At 71.4% G+C, this 18,724-nt stretch carries 16 protein-coding genes; 6 read left to right on the forward strand and 10 right to left on the reverse strand.

Annotated features, from left to right (window positions below):
• Both ACTMTI_RS23080 and ACTMTI_RS23085 read left to right on the forward strand, forming a co-directional pair.
• A complete protein-coding gene (locus ACTMTI_RS23080; RefSeq protein ID WP_441122552.1) occupies positions 1-2,064 on the forward strand; it encodes an ATP-binding protein in 2,064 nt (687 codons plus the stop codon).
• 228 nt (positions 2,065-2,292) lie between these two features.
• Positions 2,293-2,955, forward strand: coding sequence for a GNAT family N-acetyltransferase (locus tag ACTMTI_RS23085; RefSeq protein ID WP_441122553.1), 663 nt, complete (start codon positions 2,293-2,295; stop codon positions 2,953-2,955).
• On the opposite strand, the gene ACTMTI_RS23090 is transcribed toward ACTMTI_RS23085, so the two are convergent.
• Positions 2,933-3,880: a helix-turn-helix transcriptional regulator gene (locus ACTMTI_RS23090; RefSeq protein ID WP_441122554.1), complete on the reverse strand. Its 948-nt coding sequence runs from the start codon at positions 3,878-3,880 to the stop codon at positions 2,933-2,935. The two genes, ACTMTI_RS23085 and ACTMTI_RS23090, sit on opposite strands and share 23 nt — an antisense overlap.
• A complete protein-coding gene (locus ACTMTI_RS23095) occupies positions 3,877-4,809 on the reverse strand; it encodes a LuxR C-terminal-related transcriptional regulator (RefSeq protein ID WP_441122555.1) in 933 nt (310 codons plus the stop codon). The genes ACTMTI_RS23090 and ACTMTI_RS23095 overlap by 4 nt, the downstream gene beginning before the upstream one ends.
• 115 nt (positions 4,810-4,924) lie before the next feature.
• Between ACTMTI_RS23095 and ACTMTI_RS23100 the strand changes: the two genes are divergently transcribed.
• Positions 4,925-8,743 carry a S8 family peptidase gene (locus ACTMTI_RS23100; protein ID WP_441122556.1) on the forward strand — a complete coding sequence of 1,273 codons (3,819 nt, stop codon included), beginning with the start codon at positions 4,925-4,927 and terminating at the stop codon, positions 8,741-8,743.
• A 64-nt stretch (positions 8,744-8,807) separates the two neighbouring features.
• Here the strand turns inward: ACTMTI_RS23100 and ACTMTI_RS23105 are convergent, their stop codons facing one another.
• Genes ACTMTI_RS23105 through ACTMTI_RS23115 form a run of 3 tightly spaced genes read right to left on the reverse strand, consistent with a single transcriptional unit; the run spans position 8,808 to position 11,168 of the window.
• Positions 8,808-9,602 (reverse strand): endonuclease/exonuclease/phosphatase family protein, encoded by a 795-nt coding sequence (locus ACTMTI_RS23105; protein WP_441122557.1) that lies wholly within the window; start codon positions 9,600-9,602, stop codon positions 8,808-8,810.
• A gap of 46 nt (positions 9,603-9,648) precedes the next feature.
• Positions 9,649-10,572, reverse strand: a complete 924-nt coding sequence (locus ACTMTI_RS23110) for a CU044_5270 family protein (RefSeq protein ID WP_441122558.1) — start codon at positions 10,570-10,572, stop codon at positions 9,649-9,651.
• Positions 10,569-11,168: an RNA polymerase sigma factor gene (locus ACTMTI_RS23115; protein ID WP_441122559.1), complete on the reverse strand. Its 600-nt coding sequence runs from the start codon at positions 11,166-11,168 to the stop codon at positions 10,569-10,571. The genes ACTMTI_RS23110 and ACTMTI_RS23115 overlap by 4 nt, the downstream gene beginning before the upstream one ends.
• Before the next feature lie 198 nt (positions 11,169-11,366).
• Here ACTMTI_RS23115 and ACTMTI_RS23120 point away from each other — a divergent pair, with 198 nt between their 5' ends.
• Positions 11,367-12,488: a 5-methyltetrahydropteroyltriglutamate--homocysteine S-methyltransferase gene (locus ACTMTI_RS23120; protein ID WP_441122560.1), complete on the forward strand. Its 1,122-nt coding sequence runs from the start codon at positions 11,367-11,369 to the stop codon at positions 12,486-12,488.
• 14 nt (positions 12,489-12,502) lie between these two features.
• Here the strand turns inward: ACTMTI_RS23120 and ACTMTI_RS23125 are convergent, their stop codons facing one another.
• Positions 12,503-12,847, reverse strand: a complete 345-nt coding sequence (locus ACTMTI_RS23125; RefSeq protein ID WP_441122562.1) for a helix-turn-helix transcriptional regulator — start codon at positions 12,845-12,847, stop codon at positions 12,503-12,505.
• A gap of 248 nt (positions 12,848-13,095) precedes the next feature.
• Here ACTMTI_RS23125 and ACTMTI_RS23130 point away from each other — a divergent pair, with 248 nt between their 5' ends.
• Positions 13,096-13,392 (forward strand): hypothetical protein, encoded by a 297-nt coding sequence (locus ACTMTI_RS23130; protein WP_441122563.1) that lies wholly within the window; start codon positions 13,096-13,098, stop codon positions 13,390-13,392.
• A gap of 9 nt (positions 13,393-13,401) precedes the next feature.
• Here ACTMTI_RS23130 and ACTMTI_RS23135 read toward each other — a convergent pair whose 3' ends face one another.
• The 3 genes from ACTMTI_RS23135 to ACTMTI_RS23145 all read right to left on the reverse strand — a co-directional run bounded on the left by ACTMTI_RS23135 (position 13,402) and on the right by ACTMTI_RS23145 (position 15,821).
• The gene (locus tag ACTMTI_RS23135; protein ID WP_441122564.1) at positions 13,402-13,719 is read right to left on the reverse strand and encodes an STAS domain-containing protein; all 318 of its coding nucleotides are present in this window, start codon (positions 13,717-13,719) and stop codon (positions 13,402-13,404) included.
• Positions 13,720-13,982: 263 nt separating this feature from the next.
• Positions 13,983-14,435, reverse strand: a complete 453-nt coding sequence (locus tag ACTMTI_RS23140; RefSeq protein ID WP_441122565.1) for an SRPBCC family protein — start codon at positions 14,433-14,435, stop codon at positions 13,983-13,985.
• Positions 14,436-14,489: 54 nt separating this feature from the next.
• Complete coding sequence (locus ACTMTI_RS23145; protein ID WP_441122566.1) at positions 14,490-15,821, reverse strand: MFS transporter; 1,332 nt, start codon at positions 15,819-15,821, stop codon at positions 14,490-14,492.
• Positions 15,822-16,013: 192 nt separating this feature from the next.
• Here ACTMTI_RS23145 and ACTMTI_RS23150 point away from each other — a divergent pair, with 192 nt between their 5' ends.
• Complete coding sequence (locus ACTMTI_RS23150) at positions 16,014-16,547, forward strand: hypothetical protein (protein WP_441122567.1); 534 nt, start codon at positions 16,014-16,016, stop codon at positions 16,545-16,547.
• A 7-nt stretch (positions 16,548-16,554) separates the two neighbouring features.
• Here the strand turns inward: ACTMTI_RS23150 and ACTMTI_RS23155 are convergent, their stop codons facing one another.
• Positions 16,555-18,702, reverse strand: a complete 2,148-nt coding sequence (locus tag ACTMTI_RS23155; protein ID WP_441122568.1) for a protein kinase domain-containing protein — start codon at positions 18,700-18,702, stop codon at positions 16,555-16,557.
• Positions 18,703-18,724: the final 22 nt, after the last annotated feature.

The raw sequence follows: 18,724 nt of genomic DNA on the forward strand, positions 1-18,724 counted from the left end.
TTGACGGACACATCATCCTTTGTCGGGCGCAGGGTGGAGCTCTCCGCGGCCAAAAAGGCGCTGTCCAAAGCCCGGCTGCTGACCTTGACCGGCCCGGGCGGCGTCGGCAAGACCCGGCTGGCGCTGCGGGTGGCGGAGTGCGTCCGGGGCTCCTACCCGGACGGGGTGGAGATCATCGAGCTGGCCACGCTGGAGACCGGAGACCTGCTGACGGCGGCGGTCGCCGAGGCGCTGAGACTGCGCAGCCCGGGCCCCGATCCGATGGACGTGCTGGTGGACCATCTGTCGGGCAAGCGGATGCTGCTGGTCCTGGACAACTGCGAGCATCTGCAGGATTTCTGCGCCGGCTTCGTGGACCGGCTGCTGCGCGCCGCTCCCCGGCTGCGGATCATGACGACCAGCAGGCAGACGCTGGGCGTGTACGGCGAGCAGGTGCTGACGGTGCCGTCGCTGTCCGTGCCGGACTCCGACCGCACGCTCCGGGAGATCGCCCGCCACGATTCGGTGCGCCTGTTCGTGGAGCGCACCTCGCGCATCCTGCCCGGTTTCTCGCTGAGGCCGGACAACGCGGCCTGCGTGGCGCGGCTGGCCAGGCGCCTGGAGGGCATCCCGCTGGCGATCGAGCTGGCCGCGGCGCGGCTGCGTACCGTGCCGCTCGAACAGCTGGCGCGCGAGCTGGACGAGCGGTTCGACGTGCTGGCGGCGGGCACGAACGCCGCCTTGCCGCGCCACCGGACACTGCGCGCCACCATGGACTGGAGCTTCCGGCTGTGTTCGGCCGAGGAGCAGCGGCTGTGGGCCCGGTTGTCGATGTTCCCCGGCGGGGTCGATCTCGACACCGCCGAGGTGGTCTGCTCCGGCGAGGGCATCGACTGTCTCGATGTGCTCGACCTGCTGAGCGGGCTGGTCGACAAGTCCGTCCTGATCAGCGAGCGGCGCGAGGCCGAGCTTCGCTATCGCATGCTGGAGTGCCTGCGCGCGTACGGCTGGGAGCAGCTGACGCCGGCCGACCGGCGGCTGCTGCGCCACCGCTACGTCCATCACTACCGGGATCTCGTGGAGCGGCACCGGCCCGACCGGCTCGTCCCTGACCAGGTGGAGCGGTATCGGCTGCTGCGCAGGGAGCTCCCCAACGTCCGCGTCGCCGTCGAATCGTGCCTGAGCGAGCCGCCGCTGGCTCCCATGGGGCTGGGCACCGCGGCGGCGATGTGGGCCTACTGGCTCTTCGCCGGCTCGCTCAACGAGGGCCGGTACTGGCTGGACCGCGGCCTGGAGCGGGTGCCGGAGGAAAACCGCGTCCGGGCGACCGCCCTGTGGGTGGACAGCATGCTCGCCCTGCGCCAGGGCGACGTCGCGGCGGCGCTGCCGAGGCTGGAGGAGAGCGGCGCCATCGCCCGCCGGATCGCAGACAGCCGCGTCCTGCCGTACGTCATCCGCACGTCGGGCGTCGCCGCGTTCTCAACCGGCGACACCCGGCTGGGTTTCGAGCTGTTGCAGGAGTCTCTGGCCCTCCACCGCGCCGTGGGCGACATGGAGGGCGTCCTGTTCAGCCTCTACTTCGGGGCCGCGTACGGCTCGGTCGAGGATCCCGGCAGAGCGGCCGAGTTCGGTGAGGAGCTCCTGGCCCTGGCGGAGGCCCATCACGCCCTGATCTCCCGCGCGTACGCCCAGCTGTCGCTCGGTCTCGCGCTGTGGAACCTGGGCGAATGCGACCGGGCCGAGACGCTGGTGACGGCGGCCACGAAGTTCGCCGGCGAGATCGGCGACTACTGGTGCCTCACCCAGTGCCTGGAGGTGCTGGCGTGGGCCGCGGGCGGCCGCGAGGATCACATGAGGGCCGCCGCGCTGCTGGGTGCGGCGAACGTGTTGTGGCAGACGACGGGCGCCGCGCCGGAGCGGCTGTGCTATCATGCGGCCTCCCACCGGCACTGCGCCCGGCAGGCCCGCCGCGCGCTGGGAAGGTCGGCGTTCGCCGCGGCGTTCCGCACGGGGGCGCGGCTCGGCCCCGACCGGACCGTGGCCTACGCGACCGGCGGCTCGGCGCGTACCGCGGAAAGGGTCTGATTCACGCCGCGCGCGTACGCCTCGCGGTGGGCCGGGATGCTGCTCCCGTCGGGCAGGAGGCGTGCGCCCGCAGACGACAGGCGCGGGACGGGAAGGGTGCCTGAGGTAGTACGAAGCCATGGGCAGGCGTGGAATCATCGACGCATGTCGTGGAGTGCCCTGGATCGGGCGCGGGAATTATGGGCGAGCCTGGCTCGCGTCCCTGTCACGTTTCCCCGGCGGGGCGGTGTGGCGGTCGTGGTCTCGCCGGAGACGTGGCTGTGCCCGCCGGGCTGGTCGGGGATCATCGCGCTGGACGGGGCGATCCTGGCCACCGTGCCCGGCGCCGATCTGGTCGAGCCGGTGCGGGACGTGCTGCTCCACCAGGTCCGGCAGGCCGACCTCGATCTCGGCCTGCTGCCGCCCCTGCTGCGGGCCCAGGACGTCCTGGGCCCGGCCGGCCTGGCCTACCTGGAGGCCGGGGACTTCGTCGCCGCGCACGACGGCAGCGGCGTCGAGAGCGTGCCCGTCGATGACGTCCGCGCGCTGATGGCCTCGGTGCCGAAGGAGGACGCGGAGGAGACCGGCCTGGAGGAGATCACCTCGGCGGCCTTCGTCATCCGCGAGGGCCAGGAGGTGATCGCCGCGGCCGGATATCGGTCGTGGCTGAGCACGGCGGCGCACCTATCCGTCTTGACCGCTCCCGAGCATCGCGATCGCGGCCTGGCCCGCCGGGTGGCGTCGGCGGCGGTCGCCGACGCCCTGACGAATGGGCTGCTGCCGCAATGGCGGGCTCGCCCGGCGGCCTCGCGGCGCGTTGCCCGGGCGCTCGGTTTCCGGGAGATCGGCTCGCAGATCAGCGTGCACCTCCTTTCACGCGACCTGCCCATCACTCCCGGCGAGCTGATGTGAGCGCGGCCAGCACTCCTGCCTGGAAGCGGGTACGCGCGCCGAGCCGCGCCATCAGCTCGGCGATGCGCCGCTCGGCGGTGCGCCGGCCGACGCCGAGCTGGCGGGCGATGGCCTCGTCGGTCAGCCCGGACAGCAGCAGCGCGATCAGCCGCGCGTCGTCTCGGGGCTGGTCGCGAGCCGGCGGGGCCAGCGGCAGGGCCCGCTGCCACAGGCCGTCGAAGAGCCTGATCAGCGCCTCCAGCAGCCCCGACGGGTGGATGACGAGCGCCGCGACGGCGTCGGCGGGCTCGTGGCTGAGCAGGAGCAGGGCGAGCCGGTCGTCCACGACGTACAGCTTCATCGGCAGGCTGGGCAGCACTCGCGCCTGCTGTCCGGCCTCGGCCATCTCCTCGATCAGCCGCAGCGCGCCGGCGCCCGCCACGAAGTCCCGCTCGTAGATCATGCGGCTGGAGACGCCGCCGTCGAGCAGCTCCCGCTGGGCGGTGACGCTGCCCAGGCGGTCGAAGTACGGCGGCTTCGACAGGCCGCGGAGCTGCCGCCGGGCGGCGCGCTGGATCTGGGCGTGCCGCTGCTCGACCGCCCGCCGCCCGGTGACGACCTCGACGACGGCCGGCGGCGTGCGCTCACGCGCTTGCCGCTGGAAGGCCTCTTCGAGCTCACGGGCCCGTTCACGGGCCGCGAGCAGCTCTCGCTCGGCGGCGAGCAGCAGGACGTCGAGCGCGATCTCCGGGGCGACTGCGGCATAGCGGGGCCCGGCGGATGTGGTGAGGAGCCCTTTGGCCTCCAGCGACGCGAGCAGCGCACCGAGAGCCGGTCGGGGCCAGGCCGCGGCGAGCTGATCGGGGGTGGCCGGGGAGTGGTCCAGCAGCAGCTCGTACAGGGCCTCCTCGTCCGGGCCGAGCCCGAGCGCGCCGAGCCCGGTCACGGCTCGGCCAGCCAGCCGCGGACGACCGCCTGGTAGCCGGCCTGGAACCGGGTCTGCGCGTCCAGGCGGATCATCATGGCGCGGACGTGGCGGCGTACGGTGCGATCGCTCCAGCCGAGGTGCGCGGCGATGGCCACGTCGGTCAGCCCGGCGGCGAGCAGCGGCAGCAGATCGCGCTGCGCCGCCGCGGCGCCGGTCGCCTCGGCCAGACGGCCGTGCCTGACGTGCAGCGGCACCGCGCGTTCCCAGGACATCTCGAACAGCGCCGACAGCGCGTCGAGCAGCGTCGAGTCGTGCACCACCAGCGCGGATTCGACGACGTGCGCGTCGTGCCGCAACGGCATCATCGCCATGGGGAGGTCGCTCAGGGCCAGCTTGACCGGGACGTCGCCGACCCTGGCCTGCTCCCCGGCCGCGACGTAGCGGGTGAGGGCGGCGAGGGTGCCGGGGGCCTCCATGGCGCGCCGGTCGTACAGCGCGCGGTATTCAACGCCGCGCGCCAGCAGCTCGAACTCGGTGGCGTTGCCGCCGCCCGAGTACGGGGGCGCGTCGAAGACGCGGACCTGCCGCCGCGCGCCCCGCTGCAGCCGCTCGAAGCACCGGCTGACGGCGTCCCTGCCCAGCACCACCTCGACCAGCTCCGCCGAGCCGGGGGCGGACGGCGGGAAGCGGGCCGCGAGCTGGGCGATGCGATGCCGGGCCGCGGTGAGTTCGCGGGTGCGCTCCTGGATCAGCACGTCCAGCCCCAGCTCCGGCGAGACCGCCATGTAGCGTGGCGGATCCCCGGGCAGCCGGGTGATCAGTCCGAGCTCCTCCAGACGGGCCGCGGCGGCTTCGTGTCCCGGTTCGCCGAGCACGGCCGCCGGGCGCTCGACCAGCGCTTCGTAGAGCGCCACCTCCGCGGACGACAATCCGATGATCTCCAGCACGATCACAGCATGTCCTCTTTCCGTCCATGGCGGAAAGAGGACATGACTCCGTCTTTCGCGTCTTTACTGCGATCTGTCATGGTTCCCGTGGATTCGATCTTCAGCGAGGAGAACCATGATCCGCCGCTCGCTTGCCGCGTTGAGCGTGCTCCTATCCACGGCGATGGCCGCCCCGACCCCGCCCCCGCCCCCATCGGTCCCCGGCGTGGAGCCGGCGGACCCCAGGAAGATCACGCTGATCACCGGAGACGTGGTGACGTACGGCACCGCGCCGGACGGAAGCCCCCAGGTCGAGGTCGAGCCGGCCGCGCGGCCGGGCGGAGCGCCGGTGTTCTTCATGTCCGTACGCGATCGCGACTCCTACTACGTCTATCCCACCGACGTGATGGGCCTGTTATCGGCCGGCCGCCTGGACCGGGGCCTGTTCGACGTCGCCTACATGGCCGCCAACGGATACACCGACGCGGAGACCCCGACCCTGCCGCTGATCGTCCAGCACGCCTCCGGGCGGCGCATCGCCGCCGCCCGCGGCCTGCCCAGCATCGACGGCCTGGCCGTGAAGGTGGACAAGAAGGCGGCCGCCGGATTCCTGCCGTCTCTGGACGTGGCCAGGGCCGGCAAGACGAAGATCTGGCTCGACCGCAAGGTGCGGGCCGTGCTCGACGAGAGCGTCAAGCAGATCGGAGCTCCGCAGGCGTGGGCCAGCGGGCTGACGGGCGAGGGCGTCAAGGTGGCCGTGCTCGACACCGGCATCGACGCCGCGCACCCCGACGTGGCGGGCCGGATCGCGGCGACGGCCGACTTCAGCACGGAGGACAGCGCGCAGGACGGGCACGGGCACGGCACGCACGTCGCCTCCACCATCGCCGGAGACGGTGACCGCTACACCGGCGTGGCTCCGAAGGCCTCGCTCCTGGTGGCGAAGGTGCTCAACGACTACGGCAGCGGCTACGAGTCCGACGTCATCTCCGGCATGCAGTGGGCGGTCGCCCAGCAGGCCCGGGTGATCAACATGAGCCTCGGTGGCTGCTGTCCCGGCCCGGACAACCCGATCGACCAGGCCCTGAACAAGCTGTCCGGCGAATCGGGCGCCCTGTTCGTGGTGGCCGCCGGGAACGACGGCGCCAGCCGTACCATCGGCTCGCCCGGCACGTCGGCGGCGGCGCTGACGGTCGGCGCGGTGGACGGCGGGGACAAGACGGCGGCCTTCTCCAGCAGGGGACCCACGGCCGGCGACTACAGCCTCAAGCCGGACATCGCCGCCCCGGGCGTGGACATCACCGCCGCCCGCGCGCAGGGCACCTCCATGGGCACGCCGGCGGACGACACCCACACGAGCGCGTCGGGAACGTCGATGGCCACCCCGCACGTCGCGGGCGCCGCCGCACTGCTGGCCGGGCAGCACCCGGACTGGACCAACGCCCAGCTCAAGGCGGCGCTGACCAGCACCGCGCAGGACACGGGCGCGGGGGCGTACGAGCAGGGCGCGGGCCGCCTCGACGTGGCCCGGGCCGTCAAGCAGCAGGTACGCGCGGAGTCGAGCCTCGACTTCGGCTTCCTGGCCGCGCCCCAGAACGGCCCGGTCACCAAGACGCTGACCTACACCAACGACGGCGACCAGCCGGTGACCCTCACCCTGTCCACCGGCATCACCGCGCACCGCGGCGGTGACCTGCCGGACCGCACGCTCTCCCTGGACAAGGACACCGTCACGGTCCCCGCGCACGGCAGCGCGCCGGTCACGGTCACGTTCGACCCCTCCGGCCCCGACACCTGGTACGAGGGCTATGTGCGCGCCGCGTCCGGCGACATCCAGGTGAGCACGGCGGTCGGGGCGTTCGTGGAGCCGAAGCGGGTCACCGTGCGCGCCCGGCTGGTGCTGCCGGACGGGGCCACCAGCCCCACGGCCATCCCATGGATGCTGCTGAGGACGGACGACCGGGACGACCTCGAATACGTTTCCCATCCCCCGTCCGGCGCCGAGACCGAGGCCGCCGTCTATCCCGGCACCTACAGCGTGATCACCGCCGTGGCCTGGCGCGGCGCGGACGGCGAGTGGGTCCAGTCGCTGCCGGCCGACCCGCAAATCGAGATCACCAAGGACACCGAGGTCACGCTCGACCTGCGCAAGGCCCGCAAGGTGTCCGTGCGCACGCCGCGCCCGAGCGAGGTGTACGCCTCGCACTACGCCTACCGCCGCACCGCCGCCAACGGCCGGACCTACGCGGACGTGCAATCCGTGTATCCGGCCTACGGCCTGGACGACTATCTGATGCTGCCCACGCGCGAGGTCACGCAGGGCACCTTCACCCTCAACGGCCGGTTCCAGCTCGGCGCGCCGGCCATCACCATGAAGGCCCCCGGCGGCCCCGAGCTTGATCCCCGCTACGCCGACGTCGAGCCGCGCACCCGCAAGCTCGACGGCCGCAGCAGGCTCACCGTGGTCCACGCGGGCCAGGGCGGCGACTTCACCGGTCTTGATGTGCGCGGCAAGCTCGTGCTGCTCGACCTGCGGGACCTGTGCCCGGCCACGACCTGCTCGGGCAACGCCCTGGACCGGGTGACGGCCGCCGCGCAGGCCGGCGCCGCGGCGGTCCTCGGGTACGGGGCCGTCAACCGGGCCTTCCTCGACCCGTCGCGGGGCTGGCCGACGTATCCCATCCCGACCATGAGCGTGCCCGCCGAACAGGGCCGGGCGCTGGCCGACCTGGCCCAGCGCAGGACGGTGACCGTCACGGCCGAGGGCCACGCGACCACGCCGTACCAGTATTCGCTCCTGCTGCCCGAGCGCGGCCGGGTCCCCGCCGACCTCGGCTATACGGTCAAGACGCGGGACCTGCAGCGGATCGAGGACCGCTTCCACGCCGACCGTCCCGGGCAGGTCAAGCTGACCACATCGGTCTCGATCCGCACCGCTTCCGGCTGGTACGCGGGCACGTACTCGATGGATCACGAGCGGGCCGCGCGGACGACCATGACCGAGTACGTCGGCCCGGTCGCGCCCGACGTCATCTGGACCCGTACGACAGACCTGACGTACGACGAGGGCACCGACTTCTACTCCCGCCGCGCCATGTCGGCGACCGCCGTGGACGTCTTCCCGTCTTCCGGCTCCCGGACGGAGGCATGGGGCAGCCATCCGCGCGTGCCCGGCAACGTCGTCGTCTCCAAGGCGGCGTACGCCGTCGGCGCCGTGCAGTGCTTCCCGTGCCGGGCCGAGGACCTGTTCCTGGCCACGCTGCCGGTCATGGGGCCGGCGCCGAACCATCAGGAGGCGTTCACGTACAACGCGAACTACCAGCGTGACAAGCACGGCGGCCGGGACGAGCTGCGCCTCCAGCGGGACGGTCAGGAGGTCCCGCTGGCCGAGGCCAAGGTCGTGATCGGCATCTTCGCGGTGACCATGCCGACCTTCACGTTGCCGGAATCCGAGAGCGTCTACCGGCTGACCGACACCTTCCACAGCCCTCATCCGCTGCAGCAGTACGCGAAGGACGTCGAGACCGCGTGGACGTTCCGCTCAAAGCGGCCTTCCGGCGGCCTGACCGGCACGAACCAGGGCCTCTGCGTCGCTTGGTTCGCCCTGAACAAGATCGTGCCGTGCGAGCCGGTCAGGCGGCTCAACCTCCGCTACGACGTGCCCCTCGACCTGGACAACCGGGTCAGGGCCGGCACCGCGCACCCCATCACCGTGACCGGCTACCACAGCTCCTACGACCGGCCGGACGCGAGGGTCACCCGGCTCAAGCTCTGGGTCACCTTCGACGACGGCGCCCACTGGACCCCGGTCCGCGTCTCGGCCTCCGGGCGGGCGACCATCACGTCTCCCTCGCTGGCCCAGACGACAGGAGCTGTGGGCATCAGGGCCCAGGCCACGGACGCGGAGGGCAACACGGTGGAGCAGACGGTCCACCGTGCGTACGGGCTGAAGTGATCTGACGCTCGGCCCCCACGCCGTCAAGACGCGGGGGCCGGCAGCCTGGGCACCTGTCTCTCTGTCAGTGGGTCATCTTGATGATGATCGGCCGGTGGTCGGACAGGGTGCTGGACAGCACGTCGCCGCCCGTCGTGGTGACGCCCCTGGTGTAGACGTAGTCGATCCGGGCGTCGCCGTGCGTCGGCTCGCTGCCGTACTTCGCGCCCGTGTCCGTCCAGCCGGCCTGCACGAACCATTTGGACAGCGTGTCGGTGGGCTTGGCGTTGAAGTCCCCGGTGAGGATCAGCGGCGACCGGGACCCGAAGTAGTCCAGCACCTTCCTGGCCTGCGCCTCCCGCCGTGCCACCGACGTGGCCGACAGGCCGGGCGACAGATGCGTGGTGAAGACCCGGATCGACGCGCCACCGCCGAGATCGAGCCTCACCCCGGCCATCGACCGGTTCACGGGACACGTCGCGAAGTCGGTCAGCCGGATCGTCACCCGTTCCAGGATCTTGAACTTGGACAGGACCGCGTTGCCCGCCAGGCCCGGCTGCGGATCGTCGCACGGACCCACGTTGTCGCCCGCCCCGAAGTGGGCGTTGTCGGTGATGTGCCAGCCCAGCTCCTCCGCGAGCTGTTTCACCTGGTCGGCGTCCGGCCTGCGGTGGATCTCCTGGAGTGTGACGACGTTGGCGCCGCTGCTGCGGATCAGCGCCGCCATCGCCGCGATGTCGGCGCTCTCGCCATGAATGTTCCAGTCCATCAGGACCAGGTTGACCGCCGTGCCGGTCCCGGCCGCCGCCGTGGCCGGTACGGCCACGGCCACCAGTAAGGCGGCCGCCGCCGCCATCCGCATCCGCTTGATCAGGCGCATGCCCGAGATGCTACAGACGGTCTTTACCTCAGGTAAGGGCCTTCGATCAGGGCACCTGACCGGGCTCGTCCACGATGCCCGAGTCCAGCACGGACATCGCCGACGTATGGTCGCTGCCCACCACCTTCAGTCCGAGGTAGTGGTAGTCGCCGGCGTCGAGGATGTAGACACCGCGACCGGCTTCGCCCAAATCGAGCACGACGCCGATGCCGGTGCGCCCGTCGCCGTCCGTGGCGTTCTCCTCGATCTTGACGTTCGGGATCTTGGCCAGCGCCCGGTACAGCGCGGCCGCCTTGTCCGGCGGCACCAGCGCGACGTGGCGCATGTACCAGCCGATCGCTCCCCATGCCTTGACGTCCTGCTCGGTCCCGGCCGGGCAGTTCGGCTCGCAGATCGACAGCGATGTCAGCTCCCGATCCATGGTGCGGAAGTGCTCGAGCAGGGCGTCGGGGTCAGTGGGCAGTGCCTGGAGCTCCTGAAGCGTCTTCCCCGGGTGCGTGGGGCCCTTCTCGGCTTTCGTGATCTTCAGTTTGCCGCCGCTCCCGCGAAGAGCCATCTTCTGGCCGTCCAGCCGGTGCCACTCCTCGTACGTGGGCAGGTCTCCCCCGGCCATGTGCTGCGACTGCTTCTGGTAGAACCATTGGCCGGGCTGGGGCGTGACGGTTCTGGTCCGCGTGGCCACGAGCGCGGCCTTCTCCAGCACCGCCACCGCCGTGACCGGCTGAGGCGCCACCGCGGGCCGGGCCCCCGTCGCCGGGGCGCCGCTGGGGGTGAGCTGTACCGCCGCCACGCCGACGACGCAGGCCGCGGCCAGCCCGAGCCCCCACCGGAGCCGGGGCACAGAGCGGCGACGCCGCTCCACCGGCCGGTGCCCTGCCCGGATCTCCTCCAGGCGGCGTTCCACGCTCCGCATGTCCTGCTGCTCCGGCACCCCGTCACGCATCTTCTTGAGTAGGTCGAACTCGTTCACTTGCCTGCCCCTTCTTCCTCGGCCGTCGGATTCAGCCCGCCCAGCGACCGCCGCAACGCGAACCGGGCCCTGTTGATCCGCGAGCGCACCGTGCCGACCGGCACCCCCAGTGCCTGCGCCGCCTCCTCGTACGTGAGCTCCGCCCACAGCACCAGCAGCAGCGTGTCGCGGTGCTTGCGCGACAGCGCCGCGAGCGCGCCGGCCAGCCGCCGCCGGGCCGCGTCCGCGACCACGCGCTGCTCCACCGCGTCGGTGAACGGCTCCATCACCGAGTCCGCCCCCGTGCGGCTCAGTGCCCGGTAGAGCGCGATCTCCCGGCGCCGGTGCTGGCCGATGAGGTTGGTGGCGATGCCGTACAACCAGGACCGCTCGTCGCCCCTGGCCAGGTCGTACGACTCCAGATGCTGCAGGGCCTGGGCGAACGTCTCGGCCACGATGTCATCGGCGGGGTCCACGCCCAGCCGCCGGATGACGTACCGCTTGAGTCCGGGCCCGTGCCGGCTGAACAGCTCGGCGAACCGGTCGGACTCGAGCCGGGATCTCGGGCCGGCGGCGGTTGGCCGGGGAGGCGCATCCGTCCAGCTCTCATGTCGCATCTCTTGCCTCTCGGTGTCATTGCTCTGACAGAGGTAATTGGCGTGAGCAGGTGCGCCGGTTCCATCTATTTCCGGCTATTTCCGTGCCGCCGCGGGGTGGACGGCGCTCGCCGGACGGCGGACAGTGGCTGTTGGACTCTGCCCTCACGGCCGGCGCGGGCCCACGCTCTCCCGCGTCGCTGACACCGAGGAGGAAGTATGCCCGCGAACCCCCACGCCGAGCACGTCGGGAGCCTCCTGCGGCCGCCCGGGCTGCTGCAGGCGAGGCAGGCGCACGAACGCGGCGAGCTGAGCGCCGAGGAGCTCGCGAAGCTGGAGGACGACGCGGTGCTGGCCGCGCTCGAGCTCCAGCGCGAGGCCGGGCTCGAGGTCTTCACCGACGGCGAGATGCGGCGGGCCACCTGGATGGCCGGGCTCCTGGAGTCGCTCGGCGGGGTGGTGCCCGTGCCGGTGCCCTCCTCCGCCTGGTACCGCGACGACGGCACGATGCCGCCGCCCGAGGAGACCGCGTTCCAGATGGTGGCCGCACAGGACAAGCTCACCCAGAAGCGGGCGCTCACCGCCGTCGAGGCTGACTTCGTGGCCCGGCACACGCCCGGGCAGTTCAAGATCACGATGATGAGCTCGTCGATGGGGAGCCTGCTGTGGCGCCCGGACCTCAGCAGCGCCGCCTACCCCACGCCCGGCGACATGATGCGCGACCTCGTCGCCCTGCGCGTCAACGAGATCAAGGGCCTGCTGGAGCGCGGGGTGAGCTGGATCCAGCTCGACTCGCTGAGCTACAACAGCGTGATCGACCCGGATTTCCGCGCACGCATCCTCGGCCCCGACGGCCCCAGCCCGGAGAGCGTCCTCGACGCGACGATCGCGGTGGACGCCGAGCAAGTGCGCGCGGCCAAAGCCATGAACCCTGAGATCACGGTGGGGATGCACATCTGCAGGGGCAACAACCGCAGCGCCTGGATGTCCAAGGGCGGCTACGAGCCGGTCGCCGAGCGGCTGTTCGGCGAGGTGCCAGTGGACCGGTTCCTGCTGGAGTACGACACCGAGCGGGCGGGCGGATTCGAGCCGCTGCGTTTCGTACGGCCGGGCACCACCGTCGTCCTCGGCCTGATCTCCTCCAAGGTCCCGCGCCTGGAGTCACAGGACGACCTGCGCCGCCGCATCGACGAGGCCGCCAAGTACGTGCCGCTGGAGAACCTCGCGATCAGCCCGCAGTGCGGCTTCGCCTCCACGGCCAAGGGCAACCTGCTGACCGTCGACGACGAGCGGCGCAAGCTGGAGCTCGTGGTGAACACCGCGCAGAAGGTCTGGGGCTGAGCCGCATCGGCCTATCAGGAACCCGGGTGACGGGAAGAGCCGACGGAATCCCCTCGCGCGAGATCGTGCTGCGTGAACATCTCGATCAGGAGGCGGACCGGCAGGTCCGCCTCGGTCGGGTAGCGGAACCTCTGATCGAGATTGAGGCTGTAGTGGTTGCGCCGCCCCTCCCGCTCCCGCGTCAGGTAGCCGGTCTCGTGCAGGTCGGACACAATGCCTTGCACCGCCCGTTCGGTGATGCCGATGCGGGCGGCGATGTCCCGTAGCCGCGCCTCCGGATCGCGGGCGATCTCCAGCAGGACCCGGGCATGGTGGGTGAGGAATGTCCAGGAGGAAGAACGGTCGTGGTAACTGCTCACCTGATCTCACGCTCCCGGCTGGGCACGTCCCAGCCTCCATCGAAACACGAAGCTCCTTACCAGAAGACCCTATAGCGAACCGTCTTTCTGGCGTCTCCCTTCGGGCTGAGAGTTCGTTGCGGGCCCGCGACCAGTGGGGGATGTTTCTGAGGCGAAAGCCGGGTATGACGGGCTTGTTCCGGCATTCGGGCGACTCTTGCCGCGGGCGAGGCCGGCGCAGATCATAAAAGGGACGAAAGGGGATCCATATGGAGCAGCCGGGCATCGACCGTCAGCGGACCGGGCGGACCGGGCGGACCGAGGCACCCACCGGCCACCACTCCTGCACTCCCGTTCCAGCGGCGCAGCTCTTCGAGATCGCCGTCCTGGACTCCTCGGGCGAGGACGGGCGGGCCGGCTGGCAGACGATCGGCTGGGGCGTCGACCGGGCGCAGGCCGACAGCATCGCCGAGGCGTACGTCAGCCACCCGACCCGCCCCTATGACGCGGCCCGGATCCGGCACAAGGGTCACCTGGTCGGCGAGCACCGGCGCCCGGCCGAGTAGTCACCGCCTTCAGGCGAACGGCGGCAGATCCATGAGCAGGATCAGGCGGCGCATCTGGCGGGGAACGTTGCGGATCCGGGCGTGGCCGTCCCCCGCGATGGCCGCCAGGGCCCGGATTCCCGCGACGGCGACGAAGGTGACCTGCCCGACGTCGACGATCAGCTCGCCCGAGGCCCGCCAGACCCGATCGAGCGTGCGGAGCAACTCGGCGCTGTTGGTTATGTCGATCTCGCCGATGACCCTCACCACGGGAGGTTCCGGCATCGCGGCGCGAGTGACACGCAGGATGTCGTCGGCGTACAACAGCTGTTCAGACGCGGCTGACATGCCCCTCATGACGGATCGGCCCGAGGTACGCCGCGCCTTGGGGGCAGCGTGCGCACGGACCGGATGCGGCGCGCGGCGCATCGGAACCCTCCTTCCCGGCACCGGGAGGCCAGGTCTAGGCTCGGCACTTACGATGCAGAATACCGGAAAAACATTTCCGTAGACAATCTTCCATCATGAGGCCGTCAAGCGGGCTCCGGCGGTTTGCCCGGCCCCCGCCGGGGGCAGGTCGTCCGTCCGGCCGCCGGCCCCGCACGGGCGGCTCACAAGGCCTCGGTGAGCTCCTTGATGTGCCGGTTGCGCAGGAGAATGAGCTTGGTCATGTGACGCCGCAGGACGAGGACCTCCGCGAGGGTGCCCGGGGGTCCGGCGGGAGCGGCGAAATCGACGACGTCCTTCATCAGGGTGCCGTCACCTGCGGCCGTGAAGTGGTGCTCGTGACGCCAGTGGCGGAACGGCCCGGCCAGTTGCTCGTCGACGAAATAGCCCGGCCGGGCGCAGGCGGTGATGGCCGAGGTCAGCCGCCAGGTGATGCCGAAGTGCCGGGCCTGCCAGGTCACGTGGTCGCCGAGGGCGAGCCGCCCGGAGGTGACACCGGCAACGGCTCGCTCGCGGGAGGCGCTCATCGAGGAGGTGTGCGCCTCGACCGACAACGACGTGTCGAACACGAGCTCCATCGGCGCCTGGACGAGGGTGACGACCTCGAAATACGACACGTCCGGGATCCTACAGACCGGCACGTCGCGACGATCAGCGGGCGGGCGACGGGCCTAGCCGGAGGCGGGCGGCGCCTCGTCGTACTCGACCGCGTAGTCGTGCTGCGAGCGGTCCTTCAGCGCGAACGCCGCCGCTACGCTGATCAGCGCACATATCGCCATATAGACGGCAATGGCGAACGAGCTCTGGAACCGGGCGTACAGCCAGACGGCGATCAGCGGCGCGGGCCCGCCCGCCGTCAGCGAGGCCAACTGGTATCCGAGCGAGGCCCCGCTGTAACGCAGCCGGCCGGTGAAGCTCTCGGCGATGAACGTGGCCTGCGGGCCGTACTGGATGTCGTGGACCGGCGCGGCCAGCACGATGGCGAGGAAGACCAGCGCCGGGACGCGGGTGTCCAGCAGGGGCCAGTAGATGAAGGACCAGACCACCATGACGGCGGCGCCCACGATATAGAGCCGTCTGCGGCCCACGATGTCGGAGATGTAGCCCCAGAAGGGCACGGTGAACAGCGAGACGACGCCGGCGACGATGACGTAGGTGTAGACGTCACTCGGCGCGAAGCCCAGGGTCTTGGTGGCGTACGTCAGGATGAAGACGGTGAAGACGTAGAACGGCGCCTGCTGCCCGGTGCGCAGCAACGCGCTCAGCACGATCTCCCGCCAGTTCCTGACGATGACCTCACGCACGGGCACCCGCTCGACCTTGTTCTCCGCGAGGACCTTGGTGAAGACGGGCGTCTCCAGGATGCCGAGCCTGATGTACAGGCCGACCGCCGCCATCACGATGCTGAGCAGGAACGGGATGCGCCAGCCCCAGTAGGGGTCGAGCGGCTGGAACACCTGCAGGGCCAGATAACCGAGCACGAGGCCCACGGGGACGCCGAACTGCGGCCAGCTGCCGAGGAACCCGCGCCGCCCGCCGCGCGACTTGCCCCATTCGGTGGCGAGGAGCACGGAGCCGCCCCATTCGCCGCCGACGCTGATGCCCTGGAGCAGGCGCAGCACGGTCAGCAGGATGCCGCCCCAGATGCCGATCTGCTCGTAGGTGGGCACCAGGCCGACGAGCGCGGTGGCGACGCCCATGGTGAGCAGCGTGATGATCAGGGTCGCCTTGCGGCCGATGCGGTCGCCGTAGTGGCCGAAGATGGCCGCGCCGATCGGGCGGGCGGCGAAGCCGCCGAAGTAGGTGCCGAGCGCGAGCAGCAGGCCCGTGGTCGGATCGCTGGTCGGGAAGAACAGCTCCGCGAAGATGGTGCTGGCGGCGAAGCCGTACAGGAAGAAGTCGTACCATTCGATCGAGGTGCCCACGGCGGAGGCGATCACCGCCCGGACCAGCTGCCGCCTGTTCTGCTGACCTGTCGCGTCGAGTCGCTGTTCCTCCACCATCTACCGCTCCTCCGGTAGGTCCCGCTTTCCCGTGACGCTACCTGAAGTGTCCTCGATGGTCATCAGCTGATATCCGGATTTCGGACATCGGGATTCGCCGTGCCGGCCGGGGGTGCGGGGCGGGGCGGGTTCAGGCAGAGGTTCCGAGGGTAGCGGGACGGCCATGCTGGGTGCCGAGAGGAGGGCATCACGATGCGTCCCATCGCCTCTGCCGTGATCGTCGTGGCGTTGGCCACCGCCGGTTGCATGAACGTGGGGATCGACACCGGGGAGAACCTGCCGCAGAACGAAGGGGCGAACGCCGACGTAGGAGACACCCTGTACGTGCGCAACGCCTTCCTCCTCAGCGGCGCCGACCGGGCCTCGCCCGCCCCGCAACTGGCCCTGTACGCGGTGCTGGTCAACAACAGCCACCAACCGGCGCAGCTCGAGCGGATCACCGCGGAAGGGGGCGCTTCGGTGCAGCTCTCAGGCCCCATCACGCTGCCTCCCAACCAGCCGGTCGGCACCGGCAACCGGCCCATCGGCACGGTGAGCGGCGTGCGCGGCGGAAGCGGCACCACGGTCCCGATGACCTTCGTGTTCAAGGGCTCGGAGCCGGCCCGCCTCAACGTGCCGATCAAGGCGAGAACCGGCCACTACACCGACCTGACCCCGTCGCCGGCGGGCTCCCCCACGCCCTCGCCCGCGGGCACCGCACCGCCGACCCCGTCCCCTACGCGCTAGCGAGCTGTTACGGGGCGACGTCCGTCCAGCCGTGGGACGCGAGAACCACGTTCGCCGCCGCGCCGGCGATCCGGTAGGGCTTGGTGAAGTCGATCGGAGCGGTGCGGAGCGGTGCCCCCTGCCCGAGGGCAGCGGAGATCCGCGATCCGGAGATCATCGGCTTGACCGCCACCGTCACCTGGTCGGTGTCGTCGGCCAGGCCGGTCTTGGCGTTCTTCGCCGCCCACCGGACGCTCCAGGCGCCTTTGCTCCCGGTGATCGACAGGATGGCCGTCTCGCCGTCCTGCTCGACCGAGACGGTCCAGCGGCTGAGGCTGTCGCCCTCCGAGGGCACGGCCGCCGGGATCGCGGCGGCGGTGGTGAACTCGACGGTGACGCCGCCCTCCCCGCCCTTCATCGCCGCAGCCAGGAGGTCGGCGTACGGCGGCGCCTGGCCGGCGTTCGGCCCGCCCTTGGGGTCGCCGCGTCGGTCCTGGATGGCGGCGCTCTGGAACGCCGGCTGCGGCGGGGGTTGCTTGACCACGCATTTCAGGTCGGCGCGCGTGGTCTGCTCCGGCTTGACCACGGCCGTGGTCGCGCACATCCCGGCACCTGCGACGGTGTGGAGGCGGTATCGGCCGGGGGGCAGGGAGAAACGGAATCCGCGCTGGCCGGTGCGCTGGATGGCCATCCGCTTGCCCTTGTCGTTGAACACCTGGACCGGGCCGGACCGGTAGCCGTCCGCGGCCGGCTTGCTGGGAGACGGGCCGCCGACGTAGACGATGCCACCGACGAGCAGGCCCGGGGCCGGTGCGCGGGACTCCGCCGACTTCTCGGGGCTCACCGCCGAGTCGGTGTCCGCAGTGGTCTCGGGGGTCGCCGTGTCCGGGGTTGCCGTGTCGGGAGGTGCCGTGTCCTGGCTCGCCGGTCTGCCGGCGGGCTCGCTCTCCTGCGGGCGGGTCGCGGGGTCCGGAAACGGTTGCGCGCTGTTGATCGGGTTGTTCTCGGCCAGTTGCGGCTGGATGACCGCGGGCGGCGATTCGTTCCGCGCCAGGCTCCAGGCCGTCGCCGAGGCCGCGATCACCACCGCCACGAGCCCGCCTCCCACGGTCAGCGCCCGGCGGCGGCCGCGAGCTGAATGGGCCCTCCCGGCAGCCGCATCCCTGAGCGGGGCATCCCTGAGCGGGGCATCCCTGGGTGCGGCGTCCCTGGGTGCGGCGTCCCTGGGTGCGGCGTTCTCGATGGCGGCGTTCGCGGTGGCCGCAGCGGAGGGCGGGCTTGCCGAGGCGGCTTCCCGCGGGTGAACGCCGCTCGGCTCTGTGCCGTCCGCCAGGGAACGGCCCCCGTCCAGGGCGTTCGCGTGGGCGCGGGCCGCCGTGGCCAGGGCGGCGGCGCTGGGCCACCGCTCGGCCGGGTCCTTGGCCAGGGCGCGCATGACGACCTGCACGACGCCGGGCGGAAGGTCGCCGGGCAGCGGCGGGGGCGACTCGTTGAGGTGCTTGAGCGCGACCGCGACCGCGCTGTCCCCATGGAACGGCACCCGCCCCGCCAGGCATTCGTACGCGACCACCCCCAGCGCGTAAACGTCCATGGCCGGAGTGGGCGCGGCGCCCTCGGCCTGTTCGGGAGCGCAGTAGGCGGCGGTGCCGAGGACGATGCCGCTGGCGGTCAGCCGGCGGCCCTCCGCCGCCCTGGCGACGCCGAAGTCGGCCAGCACGACCGAGCCGTCCGGCCGGATCATGAGGTTGCCGGGTTTGACGTCCCGGTGCACGACACCGGCGTCATGCGCCGCCTGGAGCGCCTCGGCGACCCGCGCCACCAGGTCCATCGTCAGACCGGCGGCGATCCGCCCCCGGCGGGCCAGCAGCCGGTCGAGGGGCTCGCCGTCGATGTACCGCATCACCAGGTACGGCGTGCGCCTGCCGCCGATCTCGGCGATCCCGTAGTCGAACACGCCCGCCACGCCGGGATGGTCGATGGTGGCCATGGACCGCGCCTCGGCGTGGAAGCGGGCCGCGAATCCGGGATCGTCGTCCAGCCCCGCCCGTACCATCTTCACCGCGACGATGCGCTCCAGCAGCAGGTCGGCGGCGCGCCACACCTCGCCGTGGCCGCCGGCGCCCAGCCGTGACAGCAGGCGATACCGGCCCGCCAGCGCCGTATCCGTACCGATCATGCCGAGCGGCCGCCCTTCGGTT

It is taken from the genome of Nonomuraea sp. H19, from assembly GCF_052068215.1.
In the GTDB taxonomy this organism is placed as follows: Bacteria; Actinomycetota; Actinomycetes; order Streptosporangiales; family Streptosporangiaceae; genus Nonomuraea.